The sequence below is a fragment of the Lactococcus taiwanensis genome (assembly GCF_017068355.1).
In the GTDB taxonomy this organism is placed as follows: domain Bacteria; phylum Bacillota; class Bacilli; order Lactobacillales; family Streptococcaceae; genus Lactococcus; species Lactococcus taiwanensis.
The window spans coordinates 940,485-956,438 of sequence record NZ_CP070872.1 but is presented as its reverse complement, the minus strand read 5'-3'; the positions used below and the strand labels follow the sequence as shown (position 1 = coordinate 956,438).

Sequence of the window (15,954 nt, the reverse complement as noted above, 5' to 3'; positions counted from 1 at the left end):
AGTGATTTCTTTTAGGCAAAACGTGAGAATTTTTTGAAGAAACTCAACATAAATGTAAAGACGAGGATTAAGACGGCAAATAGGAGCGCGTAAGGAAGAATTGCGCCATTTAAACCAATCGTTTCCCGTAACATCTTCAATCCATAAGTCATCGGTAACCATGGGCTGATGACTTGGAAAATCTTTGGTGCAAGTTGTAATGGATAAGTCCCTGCACTTGTTGCAAGTTGTAAGACCAAAACGATGATCATCAAGAACTCACCCACCTTACCTAATGCCGTTAAGAAGAAGGTGTTGATGGCCATATAAGCCAAGCTGATTAGCAGTACAACAAGGAAAGTTTCACCCCAATAATTGGGATTCAAGCCCAAAAGAGCCACAGCGCCACAAACGATAATCGCTTGTAAGACAGCTACCACACCGTTTGTTCCGATTTTGGCCAACATAAACTCACGGCCATTTTTCCATTTGTCACCAGAGAAACCAACCCCAATCACGACATTCGTTGCAAGCGCACCGATGAACAAAGCCACATTAATCATGTAAGGCGTCATCCCTGCTCCATTGACTGGAACATTATCGTGGTCCGTATGTTTTGTTTTGAGAGGTGCAGCAACTTTTTTAGCATTTTCATCCGTACTATTAGTTGCTGACAGGGTTTTATCAGCATCCGTCAGAGCTGACGAAAGGCTCTTAGCACCTGTATTAAGCGTGCCTAAACCTTTTGTCAATGTGTTGCTACCATCAGACAATTGACCTGAACCTGAGGCTAACTGTTGAGCGCCATCAGCAAGCTGACCTGAGCCTGAGGTCAAAGTTGAGCTATTATCCTGCAGTTGGGCTAAACCAGAAACTAATTGAAGTCCTCCAGTCTGCAATTGTGTCAAGCCTGAGGTCAAACTAGAGCTACCCGTTTGTAATTGCGTAAGTCCGGTATTTAAACTTTGTACCCCACTTTGTAATTCCTTAGACTTAGTCGCGAGTTCTTGAGCACCATCATTAGCCTGACTTACCCCATTAACATATTGATTGAAACCACTCTCAAGTTGTGCTCCACCTGCGGAAAGTTTCGTGTTAAATTCAGTTAGGCCAGCGGTTAATGTTGTTGCTCCAGGGAGTATCTTTTGAGCGACATTTGTATTGACACTCGCTAATCCATTTGAAAGATTAGTAATTGCTGTACTTGCACCTGTAACTAAGGTTGGAAGTTGAGCCAGATTATTGATCATAGGCAACAAAGTATTGAGTTGTGTGTTTAATTGATCGCCCAGGCTTGTCAAACTGTTCGTAATGTTTGAAATATCAGTAGGTACATTTCCACTACCAGCAGAAGCTTGCACAGCATTCAAGATTTCTTTTTGATCAGCTTCAGATAAATTTTTGTAAGCTTGCGTAGCTTTAATGGATTCCCCCGTTACATTGACTTGGTCACTCACTACTGTTTGGATTAATCCTGGTAAACTATTTTTAAGATTAGTTAATGCAGCCGTCAAATTATCTGCTAAATTAGGGTCAATATTATTTTGAGAAAGTTGAGTATTTAAAGCTTGTAGACCTTCTTGAACCTTCTGAATATTAGCTTGTTCTTCACTTGATAAGGTCGTTCCTTGGACTAGTTCATTTAGGCCATTTGTGAGTTCCTGACTCCCTTGTTGGAGCTGAGCCACCGAACTGGTACTTTGTGAAATTTGCGCAATACCAGCAGATAAATCTTTGGATTTGTCTACAAGTTGTTGAGTCCCAGCTGCCAAAGACGCTGTACCAGATGAAAATTGACTGGTACCATCACTCAACTGCTGACCGCCTGAAGAGGCTTGATTAATTCCAGTTGCCAGTTGTTGACTACCATCTGCCGCTTGATTTATCCCGCTTGATAATTGCTCGCCACCATCTGCGGCTTGATCAACACCATCCGTGTATTGCTTTAAACCAACATTTAAACTATCTGCTCCATCAGTAAAAGTTAAACTTGATGAGGCAAGTGTTTTCAGATTGCTCGAGAGTTCTGACGAACCTGTCAGTGCTGATGAAGTCCCATCAGCAAGTTTAGTCGAACCTTTTGACGCATCCTTCATACCGGATTTCATATCTCCCAGCTTATCAAAGATGGCCTGTGTATACTCTTGCGTAACATTTTTAGAGACTTCAGATTTGAGTTCATTCATCGCGCTTTCACTCATTTTTGAAGAAATGTAATTGTGTCCACGTGTAGTTTGGTAATCAAGTTGAACCGTTTTAGGATTCTTACTCATCAAACTGGCAGCATTTTCCGAGAAATCTTCAGGGAAAGTGATAACCATATAATAATCACCCGATTTTAAACCTTCAGATGCTTTTTTTTCAGAAACGAAATGATAATCCAGATCTTTTGATTTCTTCATCTCTTTTGTCACTTCGTTCCCCAGTTTAAGCTTTTTTCCTTCCAATTCAGACGACTTGTCTAAATTTACAACCGCAACCGGTAAATCATCTAAGTTCCCGTAAGGATCCCACATTGATCCTAAGAAAATATAGTTATAAATTGCCGGTACAAGCGCCAACGCAATAATAACAATAATAAAAAATTTGTGTTTTAAAATGGCTTGCCATTCTCTTTTTAACATATTTCTCCCTTCCTTTATGGACACTTAGTCCAAAAATTGCTATAATATGTAATTATAAACCTTTTAAGGAAATAGACAATTAATACTCATAAATTTTAGACACTATAATTCACTTTGTCTATTTGAAGCACTTACATTTCTATAGAAACAGGAGCTCCATTGCAATGTCTACTGATACTAGAAAAGATCGGACAAGAATTCAACTTCGCGATGCCATGATTGAACTATTGCGTGAGAAACCTTTTGACCAAATTTCAACCACTGAACTTGTTAAATTAGCAAAAGTTAGTCGCAGTAGTTTCTATACCCATTACCAAGATAAATACGACATGATTGAAGCTTATCAACGTCGCCTCTTTGAAACCATCCAATATGTCTTTGAAAAAAATCACGGAGACTTGCATGCCACAATGCTTGAGACTTTTGAATTTCTCCAACGCAATGAAATTTATGCTGTGCTGCTCTCAGAAAATGGGAGCAAAGAAATACACCAATTTATGTTGCAAAAACTTAAAGAGCTCTTTCAAAATGCAATCTTCCCTAAATCAGAAAGGATTAGCTTTGGAAAGCTTGGTGAAATTTATGCTGCCACTTACTACGCCAACGCAATTTTCGGAACCACTCAATCGTGGATACGCCGTAAACAAAAAGAAACCCCTGCTCAAATCGCAGATCTCTTACAAGAGCTTATTAATTAAAAAAGACTTCCGCATTGTGAAGTCTTTTTTGTTATTTAGGTTCTTGATGATTAATATTTAACTGTTGAGAAAAGGGTTCTTCGACTTTGATGTGATGTTGTTGAGCTTTTTTCGCTGCCATTTTTAGTGCTTTTCCAGCCCTGAAGACAGGAACATTTTGTTCTTCATGAAGGACACGTTCTCGAGAATGGATATCATGGCTGACCCGAGCAGCACGTCGCTTTACCGAAAAAGTTCCAAAATTAGATAGATGGACAGGAGTGCCTTCTGAAATATAGTATGTTATCGCCTCAAAAAAAGCATCAATCGCTTTGGCAGTTGTGACCTTTGAAAGCTCTGTACGATCTGCAATATAGTTAATTAATTCCTGTTTAGCAGCCATTTATCCTCCTCCTTTTGTTATGCCTTGTCTTTTCATTCTAGCACAATTTATTTTTAAATTAGGCGTACAGGCCCACGTGCGCTATTGCGAAGAATCTTTTGCTGTAATTTAGCGATATAAAAAACCTTAGCTCCCGCTAAGGTTTTGACAGTGTTACCTCACAACCATCACATTACAAGGTGCGTGGCTAATGACATACGTTGTCGTTGAACCAACTAACATTCGGTCCAGCAAACCTTTCCCGCTTGAGCCCATTACAATGAGTTCAATTCCCAGCTCATTAGCCAGATTGACAATTTCTTTCTTCGGACTTCCTGTTGTCCGATGGATATCAACCGCCACTTCATCGCCAACAAGTTCCTGCGCCTCTGCAACAATCTCTTTAGCTTCGTTTTCTAAATCTTCAAGATTAAGTGCTAAAGCGTAAGGGGTGCCACTAATCCGCGCCTCATCTTTTACATGGAGCAAAACTAAAGATGTCATGTTACGTTTTGCAACTGCTACTGCTTCTTTTAAAGCTTCTTTTGATTGTTCTGAACCATCCAGTGGTACCAAAATTTTAGTATATTTATCTCTCATTGTAAGCGCCTCCTTATCTACTATTTTATGATAAAATTCTAAAAAAATCCAATAAAATGCTTAGAATGCTGAGTGATAAAAAAATAAGAAAGATTTGCTATAATCATTTTATGAATAAAAGTAGAATGGAAGCCTTAACGGATGGAATATTTGCCGTTGTCATGACCCTTACCGTACTAGAGTTTAAAGTACCAGAAAACGGGAACCTTTTCTCTCCTAAATTACTGTTGATGTTACTTATCTATGTCACGACCTTCGTTGCACTTGCGTCTATTTGGAATGCGCACCACCATGTATTAAGCTTTTTAAAGAGCAAGCAAGTGGATGAACTGATTTTGTGGCTTAACCATGGACTCTTGCTGGTTATCTGCCTTTTCCCTTTTGCCACAGTAGTCCATGCCGAACATCCTCACTCACTTATTGATAGTCTGGCTTATGTTGCTATTTATTTGATTATCTGGCTAAGCTTGATTGGTTTTAGTGAGGTAATTTATCGCCAATGTAATAAGAGTGAAATCCTACGCTTGAGAAATCGAAAGCGAATTAAAATTTTTCTTATTTTTCTACTCCCTGGCGCCCTTCTCTCACTGATATGGCTATACGCCTTGCCTATTGTCACTTTATTAATGGCGCTCTATTGGGGTAGACACAACGCCTTTGAATAACTCACATTACTCATTTTCAGTACTTCATAAGTTCTTTTTTTGAGTCCAAAATCACCACTACTTTTTTGATTCACTTTTCAAGATTTGATATCATAAATAGTGTATGTTGGTGCTTGGCTCACGATTTTTTTCGTCACCAACATATCTGAATTTCTTCTGATCCGCTGATCCTAACAGCGGATTTTTTGTTTCAATGCTATGAAAAAAGCGTACCCTAAAGTACGTCTTTTTCTTATTGCTTTTTCCAAATGGAGAAAAATTTCCCATATAAAGCAGTCGCTAAATAAAAAGTAAGTGTTAAAAGCATAGGCAATGAACTTGCAGAATATCCCTTTGCAAGTGCTGTGGCCCAAAGAATGATGGTAACGAAATCAGACAATAGCCATAAAGAATAACTATCCCCATAACCTTTAAATACTAAAAGGGAGGCAGTAGCACCGATGATCAAGGTGATTGCATCCCAGACAGGATTAGTATCTCCTAAATGTTGATAAATCATCATCATCGGCCACCACAAGACAAGCATTATCAAGATGGTTAAAATCCAAGAACGCCCTTTCATAAACTTAACACCATTTTCAATACGATGTCCCCAATTTTTCCAAGTAATAATAAGAGGGATATCAATAAGAGCAACAAACACAAGTTGGTCTAAGACTGAGGCATAGTGCCCTGCTGTCCAATTAATATAAATAAAGCCTATCGCACTTATTAAACCTAACAAACCATTAATTGGTTTACCAATCATCATGTAGACCGTACATGCTGAGCCAATCAAAGTCGCAATAAGCGTGATTACTGATAATAACGTTATTGGAGCCGTAAGAAAAAAAGCCAACTGAACTCCTATGATGAAAGAAAGCATAATACTTCCCGCTGTATTTATAGATTTAAGCTCATCTTTGAGCCAAATAATATAGTTTTTCATGATCTCCTCCTTTATGGAAATACTTAAAAATTATATCATGATTAGGCGTATTATTCTTGATACAATTTTGTATCCCTTTTCTTCAAGGGGGAAATCTACTTTAGCGAACGCTACTAGAAAAGCCGCCCTAAGGCGACCTATTAATGCTTATTTTATTACTAAGACATTGCATTTGGCATGATTTACTACATACTGTGTAGTTGAGCCAAGTAAAAGGCGGTCAATTGCATCAAGCCCTGTTGAACCAATAATAATCAAATCAATATTATTCTCTTGAGCATAGTTTACAATTTCTCTCTTGGGTGTTCCTGTCAAACGAACAATATCCAAAGTTTTCGCTTGATCTTCAAATCTTTTATGAAGCTCTTCAACAACAAAGTCTGAATGCTCTTGTACACTTTTATAAAGTGTCATCGTATCTAGATGCACAGGAATATTTGCTAATTTATCATTCAACACATATAGCAATTTGAGCTGCGCTTGATTACGTCTTGCTACCTCTAAAGCTTCCTGAACAGCATCATACGACTGCTTTGAACCGTCCACTGCAACCAATATATTATCGTACTTTCTACTCATCTGAAATACCTCCTTGTATTCTTGCTTTACTTCTATTCTACACCTAAGTGTTCAAAATCTAAAGTTAAAAGTTAGAAGTTTGTTTACATTAATGGTGAAAAAAGTTGCAAAACATCATCAATGATACTACCAATAAAATGACGTTTTATTTCGTCACGCTCCACCTTACGACAGCTAAGTAGCGTTTGCTCCATATCTCTTTTTAACTCTTTTATCATTGGTGCATTGTAGAGAAGCGTAGCACATTCAAAATGCAAATATAAACTCCGATAATCCAAATTTATCGTACCTACCACCGCAATTTTATCATCTGCAACAAAACTTTTTGCATGAACAAAACCAGGTGAATATTCATAAATTTCAACTCCTGCTTTCATTAATACTCGATAGAAAGATCTCGTTACTCGATAAATGAGAGGCTTATCTGGGATTCCAGGAGTAATGATGGTCACCTTAACGCCGCGCTTACTTGCTAGTTGCAGGGCATGAATCATTTTATCAGTGATAATAAGATAAGGAGTGAAAATACTAACATAATCTGTAGCCTGATTCAAAATGTCTATATAGGTATCTTCCGCGAGCAAATCATGCGTAAGTGGATTCTCGGCAAAAGGTTGGACAAAGCCTTGTTTTTCGAAACTCTCTCCCTTATAAGAGTAGGCTGCAAAATCAAGCAATACTTCTTGAGGTTGGCAGAAAGCGTTCCATGTTTCAAGAAACATCATTGTAAAGCTAGCAATAGCAGGCCCTTTAATTCTCAATCCCGTATCTTTCCAAATCCCAAAACGATTCTCTTCATTTATGTACTCATCTGCAATATTGATTCCGCCATTGAAAGCCACTTTGTCATCAACAACTAATATTTTTCGATGGTCGCGGTTATTCATCTTAACAGCTAAAGCGGGAATAAAAGGATTAAAATTAACAACCTTTATTCCTGACTTCCTCAATTCAGCAATATTTTTCAAATGAAAAGTTGTCAATGAACCAAAGTCATCATAAATAAGGCGAACATCTACCCCTACCTTTGCTTTTTCTATCAGCAATTTTAACAGGTCCTGCCACATCCGACTTTTTTCATTGATAATAAAATATTCTAAAAAGATATAACGTTCAGCTTTTGCAACTTCTTCAAGCATCGCAGCATACATTATCTCCCCGAACTCGAAGTATTCCACTTGAGTATCCTCATAGAGTGGATAGCCACTTCCATTGATGAGGTTTTTTACAGTACCTAAAAAACGTTTATCCTTTTCTTTGAGATGATCAAGCACTATTCTATCCTGTTTAAGATAGGGCACGATTTCTTGATGCGCACGCTCAATCTTAGCTTCCATTTTCCTTACAGGGTTTTGAGTTCCAACAAGAAGATATAGCAGACCTCCAAAACCTGGAACAAGCAGAATGATTATTATCCAAACAATTTTTATTGAGGAGGCTTGATCACGTCGAATCAAGTAGAGTACAACCAAGACACTAACTGTAAGACTCAAAAGTCCTAGAATTGGTACATAATGATCGAAACTACGAACTATTCCTACCACCGCTAATAATTCAATTAGAATAAAAAAAACAGTGATTGAAATTCGATTAAAGAGCTTATTAAAAACTTTGTGCACGGCGAGGGTTCCTTCATTTTTTATACTATAATTGTAACATAAAAAATAATCGAGCTATTAACTCTCATTTTATAATCTTAACTTAAGAAAGCACGACAACAAAGCTTTTATGGTTCTACACTCAAGTGGTAGCGATTGCTCTTTTTGTGTACTGAGAAAGTCCCCTTTGTTCTTTTTAACTAGCTAACTCTATTACTTAAGTATTAGTGATTAATTTGACTAGCTACAATATGCCATTAGACCTAAGAAAAAGCTCCCGAATAGACGGAAGTTTTTATTGTTCATCGCTTACTTTAAAACGAGAGGTATCAGACTTAAATATATGTTCACTTAGAATCTTACTTAAAATCCTACTGACGTTACGGTAAGCTAAAGAAGGCGTGTTAGGTACCACATAATAGTATTTTCCCTCTTCTTTATAAATAGGGTGGCTGAGTGTTGTAAAGTGTGTTCCTTCAATAGCATTACCTGCATCGGCTGCCACATCGATAATAAAGGTTCCTTTCTTTAAATTTTTTTGTTCCTCTAGACTTAGAATCGGTGCATCATCTTTCCCTATTTCGATACCGTTCACGATGATATCGTAGGTAGAATAAGTTTCCTTAAAAACAGGCATGGTTTTCCGATAGAACATCCGGATATTACTAGAATATTTTGAAAGACTGCTAAAAGCACCTTGCGCCACATTTCCTGAGCCTAAAACCGCAATTTTAATAGAGTCATCTGGATACAAGCCATATCGAATCAAAGCATCTTGCACTCCAGCAAATCCAGCATAAAAACTATTTCTATACAGCAATCCCTTTGGTAGCGGAGCAGGTTTACTAGTATTTTTATAATAAATACTTGGTGCATTGCTATCTAAATCTACCACGGTTAGATTTTTTGGATAGACCTGATCTTTCATAAACTCCTTACCCGACCCCATAGGATGAGTCCAACCAATTATCATTTGCCCAGGTCTCAGTTCAGCATAATCACTAGGCTGGATTAATTTTAAAGAAAAAATTGCTTCTGCTTCTTTAAATATTTCTTTACGGTCTAAAATTCGGCAACCCGCTGCACGATATTCTTCATCAGTAATATCTAGATATTCACCAAATCCCTTTTCAACAATTAACTCATTTTCAAATCCCGAAATATCTTCGGGTAAGAGAGGGACCCGTCTTTCTCCTGGAAAATTTGCCTTTATTAATCCAATTATCATTTAATTCCTCCTTTAAGCTAATAAAAAATACACTTGGTTCTCTTCAGTTCGTTGCTACGGAGTGTGACAAGTGTATCTTTCAATTTTGAGTGATGAATTCTTTGTTACTTCAAGTTATTCATTTTTATTTTTTAACCATTGAGTCGTCAACATCATCGCTCCACGTGTGGCATTTGTCTCATCCATCATATTTACCATCACAAAATCATGCACTATTCCTTGGAAACGCGCTTGGGTCACTTCAACCCCAGCTTCTCTTAGATTCTGAGCATAAGCCTCTCCCTCATCTCTTAAAACATCGGCTTCGCCCGTAATAATTAGAGCTTGGGGAAGACCTTCAAGTTGCTCTTTAGTCGCACGCAAAGGGGATGCTGTAATTTGAGCACGTTCTTTTTCATCTGTTGTATATTGATCCCAGAACCATTGCATCCCTTCTTTTGTCAAAAAATAACCTTCAGCGAATTCTTGATAAGAAGGTGTATTAAAATTGGCATCAGTAACAGGATAAAATAGAACTTGCTGGTTAATTTTTTGTCCATTGCGTTGCTTACTCAATAGGGTCATTACCGTTGCCATATTTCCACCTACAGAATCTCCTGCAACGGTCAAACGATTAAGATCAAAATGTTTTTCTTTACTGAAATTCTTTAGTTGTTCTAATATTGCATAATTTTGTTCAATTGCTGTGGGATACTTGGCTTCTGGAGCTAAAGAGTACTCGGGGAATACTACGATAGAATTTGTCTTTACTGCAAGTTCACGAATTAGTTTATCATGCGTATGCGCACTGCCAAATACCCAACCCGCTCCATGAAGGTAAAGTATCACAGGGAGGTTAGAATTGTTTCCAGCAGGAGACTTAGGGCTGATAAAGCGAACGTTTATTGTGCCCCATTTCCCTGTATCTACTGGTAGATCCTCAATGATTGCTTCTTCTTTATGCACTTCACCATCTTGTACTTTTTCAAGTAGTTTTCTTCCTTCTTTTGGTTCTAGCTCATAAATACGTGGGTGTGGAGCATTATCATCGCTAAATTTTCGGGCAGCATCCTCTAATGAAATTCTATTTACCATGGGTGTCTCCTTGTATTCTATTTATAACATTAATTTTAGTTGTTTGCGTTTACATTGTCAACATATCTGTTCGTCCCTAAAAAACCATAGGATACAAAAAAGGCTCCTACCTGAGCCTTTAATTTTTCATTTAATTACCATTACGTTACATGGCGCGTGACTCACAACATATTGAGTAGTAGAACCAAGCATGAGTTTATCAATTACCCCGGCTCCAGTTGAGCCAATAACGATAAGATCGATATTATGTTCTTCGGCAAAGCTTACAATCCTATATTTAGGAGTCCCCGAAAGTTCTTGTAAGGTAACTTCTACTTTATCACCCACCAGTCGGCTTGCCTCATTCAAAATTTCTTGAGCCATTTGATCTAAACCCGGTGTTTCAACGAATCCAGCACCAGCCATGCCATAATACCGTTTATTGTCTTTAACGGTAACGATTTGAAGTTTACCACCATTGCGCTTTGTCACTTCTACTGCTTCTTGTACTGCGTTATATGATTGCTCCGATCCATCTACTGCTACCATAATATTTTTGTATTCTTTTTTCATAGGTTATAACCTCCTCTTTTTTAGTTACTTCTATTTTATAATGAAAGCGTTAAAATACAAAATCATTTTATCTGAAATAAAGGACTACTTATTTTATTTATTACGAAGTAAGCGCTATAATTTACTTAAAGGAGGTTCCATGAATTATCACATTACTCACATTCGACTTTCTGATCATTTTAGTTCTTCACCCTCAAAAATCACGCATGTTAAACTAGAAGGAGGAACTATTGAAACAACAGCTGAAGTGGCTTACTTTATTGATATAGGATGTCACTATTCCTATACCAACAAAGCTGGTCAAAAGCTTTCCGTTGGGTCCGTCCACCCAATGAACCGCAGCCCTTATATTCATACGCGTAAGCGTGTAACCTCTCCTGACGAGCTTTTATTTCTTCCTCTTTTTTAAATTCACTTGAATTACAACTGATTATAAAGCGAACTAATTGGTTTTTTCTAAGCTTTTGCTCTATTTATGGTTTATAGCATAGAATGGTTAAAGATGAACTTCTTTAGGAAAGGAATATTATGATTAGTTATTTAAAAAAAATGCTTAAACAAAATGAAAGCGTCAAGTTATATATGATCGATGGAGCTACTATTTCAGTGGTTCATCTCAAAAAAACAATGAGCGGAATGTGTCTCGTTATCGACGAGGACAATATTGAACATTTGATTAATACACGCTACATTATTCAAATAGAGGCTTAATGTAAGGATTTAATGTGTTTCAGTTCTTAAAAAAAAGACACAACGTGTCTCTTTTTTTTACTTAAAATAAGGCAAACTACAGGGCAAGTTTAAGAAGAAGTTCTGCAGCTTCGATAGCTAAAAAGAGCGGAACCAATTTCTGGGCGAGATTAATTTTCAGCTGGCTTTTCTTGCGAGATGTTTCATTTAGAAACTCAATCATGTACTGCTTAAGTAGTTGCTGTTTTGCTTCGGGAGATGTACTTGCAAAAAAACTCATGGGTAATCTAAATGCAAGCTTACCCCGATGTCCAAAATTAAAATATGTAAGTAATCCCGTCTCAAAAGATGTAACAGAAATCATCTGCTCGAATTTCATACTATTCAACTTACTCGGCATCATCATTTCCTTTGATATCATAACAATGCGACCGCTAGGAAGTTTATAGCGTTGGTAGATTAACGGATCTTGATTTTTTGCTGGACATGGAATATTGTTCATTATTACTTTCCTAATCTTTTCTTAATTTCTTTAATTATAATACTACTTCCTTTAATCATTTGTCAAAATAATACACAGAAATTGCAAAAAATGATTTTATTTACACCGTTAGCGTTATTTGTGTAATAATATAGCGTTTTTCCCGTTTTTTTATGGAATTTATTGAGCTTATTTATCATTTATCTCTATATAATATCGCTTATTGTACTGATAGATACTTTCTTTAAGAAGAGAACAAAAAAACCGCTCAATAGAGCGGTTTAAGAAGTATCTCTTAACGACGACGTTCAGCGATACGAGCTTTTTTACCTGTGAGTGCACGGAGGTAATAAAGTTTCGCACGACGTACTTTACCGTGACGGATCACTTCAATTTTTTCAACACGTGGTGTGTGAACAGGGAAGATACGTTCTACACCAACACCGTTAGAGATTTTACGAACAGTGTATGTTTCGTTGATTCCTGAGTTTTTACGAGCGATAACAACGCCTTCAAAGATCTGGATACGTTCGCGCGTACCTTCGACAACTTTAGCATGTACACGTACAGTGTCACCAGGACGGAAGTCAGGGATATCAGTGCGAAGTTGTTCAGCGTTGATAGATTCGATAAGGTTCATTTTTTTCTCCTCTTGCCCATCAATAAGTAACTTTGACCCAGCGGATGAACAGTTTTATTAGTATGTAAAACACATACTAGTAAATTATAACAAATTTGTTTAGCATTGACAAGCCCACTATGCTGATTTTTTTACTGACGGAGTGGTCAGTAACCAATCCGATCAATGTCAACTTCTGATTGGTTAATCATGTCTAAAACTTTGTGAATGAGGTACATGCGCTCATCTAAGGCATGGATTTGTTCTGCGCAGTTTTGGAGTTCTTTGCTCAGTTGCTCAGGTATTTGACCATCATATTTATAACGAACTTTATGTTCCAAAGTCGCCCAGAAGTCCATAGCTGAGGTTCGCAATTGAATCTCTACGCGACAAACTTTTTCGTTAAAGAGGTGACCTAGATTAACTTCTAAGATCATATGGTAGCTGCGGTATCCCGTAGGTTTGACATTGCGGAGATAATCTTTTTCACTGACTACCGTAAAAGCTTCTTGATTTTTAATGATTTCTACTATTTCATAGATATTTTTAGCATAGGAACAAATGATTCTAATCCCTGCGATATCTGAGAGATGTTCTTGAGCGGCTTCCGCTGTAATGGGGAGCCCTTTTTTCTTCAATTTACCAGCTATACTTTCCGGTGACTTGAGACGGTGCTTGATATGTTCAATCGGATTAACCGTTTCAAAATTATTATAGTAGGTATTGAGATTTGAGAGTTGCGTCCGAACAACGTCCAGTGCGCAACTGTAATTCACTAATTTTTGCTTGAGTTTTTCAAATTCCTCAGGTTCAAATCGCGTTTTTAAGTAATCTTTTTCTTCCATACTTCTATTATATTAAAAATAGTAAAAATTTTCTGCTTTGAAATGAAAACGTTCTAATTTATGCGGTGCGCTCAAATTTTCGATGTTTCAAGGTATACACTACGTCAGAGGCATTAGCGACCTCTGTTTCGTGCGTAACAATAATCACGATTTTTTTATCTTCATGAGCAATTTTCTTAAAGAGTTCAACAATTTGTGCCGTTGTTTCTTCGTCCAGATTTCCTGTGGGCTCATCAGCAATGATCACGTCGTGATTAAGCACTAAGGCACGGGCAATAGCGACCCTTTGCTGCTGACCACCGGATAATTTACTGACAGGTTTGTAAATCATTTCATTGGTCAATCCAACTTTTTCCAGTGCTTCTTCAATCGCTGCCTTTTCGTCTTCAAATTTTACAGCGGAGATTTTTACAGCTGTTTTAACATTGTCGTAAGCACTCATGTAAGTCAATAAGTTATAAGCTTGAAAGACGGTACTCACTGTTTTTTTACGATAGTTGGTTAAGTTACTTGCTTTGATGATTTGATCATCATAAGACATTGTCCCAGATTTCGGTGTATCTAGCCCGGCAAGTAAGGAGAGAAAAGTTGTTTTTCCTGAACCGGATTGCCCAAGAATTGCATACACGGTTCCTTTGGCAAATGTCTGTGTGACCTCTTTGAAGAGGTAATCCTCAGGATTGGTATAATAATAGGTTAAATTTTCTACTTTTAAGGTCATAAGCGCTCCTATTCTAGTTTGAGTTTACTGACAGAGCTGTCAGTAAAGTGAGGTAAGGTGTTACACTATTTTGGCGTTCTCTGATTAGTCAGTCAGTCGTTTTAATTGGTCAAAACTTGCTTAGGATTTAGGCGAAGAATGCCAATACTTGCTAAACCTACAGCAATCAACGTAATAAGAATCGCAATAGCTACCAATAAGAGAATCTCTGTATAAGACGTTTTAACGTTCAATTTTTCGAGTGCTTTAGATTCAGCTTGTGATTGACCAATACCCATGGCTCCACCTGCTTTACCCATAAATCCTCCTCCGTTACCAGATGGACGTTGACTTGTAGTATTGCCATTTTGGCCGGGCGCACCAGGAGCACCGTTATTTGTAGAACTTGCTGTTGTTTGTGTTGTTTCTTGTTTTAAAATTTGTTGACCAACAACGTTTCCGACAACATTTCCGGCAGCGGAAGCGATCCCAACTGACACGATCATCACCATGAATAATTCAAAGAAGAATTGACCGATAATTTTAATTTTAGATTCGCCAAGGCTCATCAAGACCCCAATCTCAAAGCGGCGTTCACGTACCATAAGCATTACGATAAGTGCAAGAATAATCGCACCAGCTATCGCAACAATCAAGACAATATTACGTGCAAAACTTGCCACATTGTTCAGTGAAGATTTAACATTTTGATAAGCTTGATCGTCTTTTGATACTTGGAAGCTGTCATTATTGATGAGCTTATTGGCTTTTTTGACAAAGCTGTCAGCATTGGCTGGATTTGTCATACTATAAGTGGCTGTCGAGATCTTACCAGTAGTTGCCTTCATCGCATTAGCCACAGAAAGGGGCGTATACATCGTGTTCATATATTGAATTGAACTTTCTGTACTACTGCTTGTCGTTGTGTAAATACCGACTACTGTCATCTTATAAGTTTTGTCATTTGAATCGGTTAAGGTGAAAGTAGAACCCACTTTCAAATTATTTTGACTGGCTAAGGTTGATTCAATAACTACATTATTGGTTCCTTCATCTGAAGCTTTGATAGCACGTCCAGATTTAATCTTGTAAGAACTTGAGAAGCTTGTATTTGCCGCTAAATTATTTGTTCCGTAGATGGTGAAATCATCTTGAGAGCCTCCCATTTGGCCACCACCCATATCGCCACCAGGGCCATTTTGATCACCAGTAGCACTATCGGAACTTGAAGTATCACTGCTTGTTGAAACTTTTTCAATCCCTGAATCAGCTGAAGCTGATGCTTGATAAGTAAAACTATAAGATTTTACACCATCAAGAGCGGCAATTTTTTTTGCAGTGGATTCAGAAATTGTTGGCATATCAATATTGAAACGTTTGCCCGAAGTATCTGATGTGCTCTCACTAGAGCTGGAGCTTGAAGTAGCACTGCTTTGCGCTTCTTTAATCACATTTTGCATGTCTACTGAGAGGGAAACTGTTGCCCCCGCAGCCTTTTTAGCATTATCAATGGAAACATTTGCTGCACTATTGATAATCAAACCAGATAAAACAAATATCAAAATGGCTGAAAATGCGACAATCAATAATACTGTACGTCCGATTTTGGCTTTCGTAAAAAGCCATGCCCGTCTTATAAAATCCATATTTTCCTCTTTTCTAAGTCTGTACCACAGACCTTTAAAACTTACAGCCCGGTCAGTCCATTTTTAAGCACGTCAGCCACCTTTTAA

General features: G+C 37.6%; 17 protein-coding genes. 3 read left to right on the top strand and 14 right to left on the bottom strand.

Annotated elements, in window-relative coordinates:
• Nucleotides 1-11 precede the first annotated feature (11 nt).
• The gene (locus JW886_RS04755) at nucleotides 12-2,603 is read right to left on the bottom strand and encodes a YhgE/Pip domain-containing protein (protein WP_205872448.1); all 2,592 of its coding nucleotides are present in this window, start codon (nucleotides 2,601-2,603) and stop codon (nucleotides 12-14) included.
• Nucleotides 2,604-2,767: 164 nt separating this feature from the next.
• On the opposite strand from JW886_RS04755, the gene JW886_RS04750 reads away from it, so the two are divergent.
• Complete coding sequence (locus tag JW886_RS04750; protein WP_075524528.1) at nucleotides 2,768-3,301, top strand: TetR/AcrR family transcriptional regulator; 534 nt, start codon at nucleotides 2,768-2,770, stop codon at nucleotides 3,299-3,301.
• A 31-nt stretch (nucleotides 3,302-3,332) separates the two neighbouring features.
• On the opposite strand, the gene JW886_RS04745 is transcribed toward JW886_RS04750, so the two are convergent.
• Nucleotides 3,333-3,683, bottom strand: coding sequence for an HU family DNA-binding protein (locus JW886_RS04745; RefSeq protein ID WP_205872447.1), 351 nt, complete (start codon nucleotides 3,681-3,683; stop codon nucleotides 3,333-3,335).
• Nucleotides 3,684-3,836: 153 nt separating this feature from the next.
• Nucleotides 3,837-4,262, bottom strand: a complete 426-nt coding sequence (locus JW886_RS04740; RefSeq protein WP_200406703.1) for a universal stress protein — start codon at nucleotides 4,260-4,262, stop codon at nucleotides 3,837-3,839.
• A 110-nt stretch (nucleotides 4,263-4,372) separates the two neighbouring features.
• On the opposite strand from JW886_RS04740, the gene JW886_RS04735 reads away from it, so the two are divergent.
• Nucleotides 4,373-4,927, top strand: a complete 555-nt coding sequence (locus JW886_RS04735) for a TMEM175 family protein (RefSeq protein WP_075524525.1) — start codon at nucleotides 4,373-4,375, stop codon at nucleotides 4,925-4,927.
• Nucleotides 4,928-5,159: 232 nt separating this feature from the next.
• Here the strand turns inward: JW886_RS04735 and pnuC are convergent, their stop codons facing one another.
• The 6 genes from pnuC to JW886_RS04705 form a co-directional block, all read right to left on the bottom strand.
• Nucleotides 5,160-5,855: a nicotinamide riboside transporter PnuC gene (gene pnuC, locus JW886_RS04730; protein WP_205872446.1), complete on the bottom strand. Its 696-nt coding sequence runs from the start codon at nucleotides 5,853-5,855 to the stop codon at nucleotides 5,160-5,162.
• A gap of 147 nt (nucleotides 5,856-6,002) precedes the next feature.
• Entirely contained in the window at nucleotides 6,003-6,434 is a 432-nt protein-coding gene (locus tag JW886_RS04725; protein WP_205872445.1) for a universal stress protein, read from the bottom strand.
• A gap of 83 nt (nucleotides 6,435-6,517) precedes the next feature.
• On the bottom strand, nucleotides 6,518-8,053 hold the full coding sequence (gene cls, locus JW886_RS04720; protein WP_205872444.1) for a cardiolipin synthase: 1,536 nt from the start codon (nucleotides 8,051-8,053) through the stop codon (nucleotides 6,518-6,520).
• Between the two features lie 274 nt (nucleotides 8,054-8,327).
• Nucleotides 8,328-9,260 carry a Rossmann-fold NAD(P)-binding domain-containing protein gene (locus JW886_RS04715; RefSeq protein ID WP_205872443.1) on the bottom strand — a complete coding sequence of 311 codons (933 nt, stop codon included), beginning with the start codon at nucleotides 9,258-9,260 and terminating at the stop codon, nucleotides 8,328-8,330.
• Nucleotides 9,261-9,374: 114 nt separating this feature from the next.
• Nucleotides 9,375-10,334 (bottom strand): alpha/beta hydrolase, encoded by a 960-nt coding sequence (locus tag JW886_RS04710; protein ID WP_205872442.1) that lies wholly within the window; start codon nucleotides 10,332-10,334, stop codon nucleotides 9,375-9,377.
• A gap of 126 nt (nucleotides 10,335-10,460) precedes the next feature.
• On the bottom strand, nucleotides 10,461-10,886 hold the full coding sequence (locus JW886_RS04705; protein WP_075524519.1) for a universal stress protein: 426 nt from the start codon (nucleotides 10,884-10,886) through the stop codon (nucleotides 10,461-10,463).
• Nucleotides 10,887-11,025: 139 nt separating this feature from the next.
• Here JW886_RS04705 and JW886_RS04700 point away from each other — a divergent pair, with 139 nt between their 5' ends.
• Nucleotides 11,026-11,295 (top strand): DUF3892 domain-containing protein, encoded by a 270-nt coding sequence (locus tag JW886_RS04700; protein ID WP_205872441.1) that lies wholly within the window; start codon nucleotides 11,026-11,028, stop codon nucleotides 11,293-11,295.
• 378 nt (nucleotides 11,296-11,673) lie between these two features.
• Here JW886_RS04700 and JW886_RS04695 read toward each other — a convergent pair whose 3' ends face one another.
• The 5 genes from JW886_RS04695 to JW886_RS04675 form a co-directional block, all read right to left on the bottom strand.
• On the bottom strand, nucleotides 11,674-12,078 hold the full coding sequence (locus JW886_RS04695; RefSeq protein WP_205872440.1) for a hypothetical protein: 405 nt from the start codon (nucleotides 12,076-12,078) through the stop codon (nucleotides 11,674-11,676).
• A gap of 274 nt (nucleotides 12,079-12,352) precedes the next feature.
• Nucleotides 12,353-12,697: a 50S ribosomal protein L19 gene (gene rplS / locus JW886_RS04690; RefSeq protein WP_075524948.1), complete on the bottom strand. Its 345-nt coding sequence runs from the start codon at nucleotides 12,695-12,697 to the stop codon at nucleotides 12,353-12,355.
• Nucleotides 12,698-12,843: 146 nt separating this feature from the next.
• The gene (locus tag JW886_RS04685; protein WP_075524949.1) at nucleotides 12,844-13,521 is read right to left on the bottom strand and encodes a GTP pyrophosphokinase; all 678 of its coding nucleotides are present in this window, start codon (nucleotides 13,519-13,521) and stop codon (nucleotides 12,844-12,846) included.
• Nucleotides 13,522-13,579: 58 nt separating this feature from the next.
• Nucleotides 13,580-14,242, bottom strand: a complete 663-nt coding sequence (locus JW886_RS04680) for an ABC transporter ATP-binding protein (RefSeq protein ID WP_200406685.1) — start codon at nucleotides 14,240-14,242, stop codon at nucleotides 13,580-13,582.
• 101 nt (nucleotides 14,243-14,343) lie between these two features.
• Nucleotides 14,344-15,867, bottom strand: coding sequence for an ABC transporter permease (locus JW886_RS04675; protein WP_205872439.1), 1,524 nt, complete (start codon nucleotides 15,865-15,867; stop codon nucleotides 14,344-14,346).
• Nucleotides 15,868-15,954: the final 87 nt, after the last annotated feature.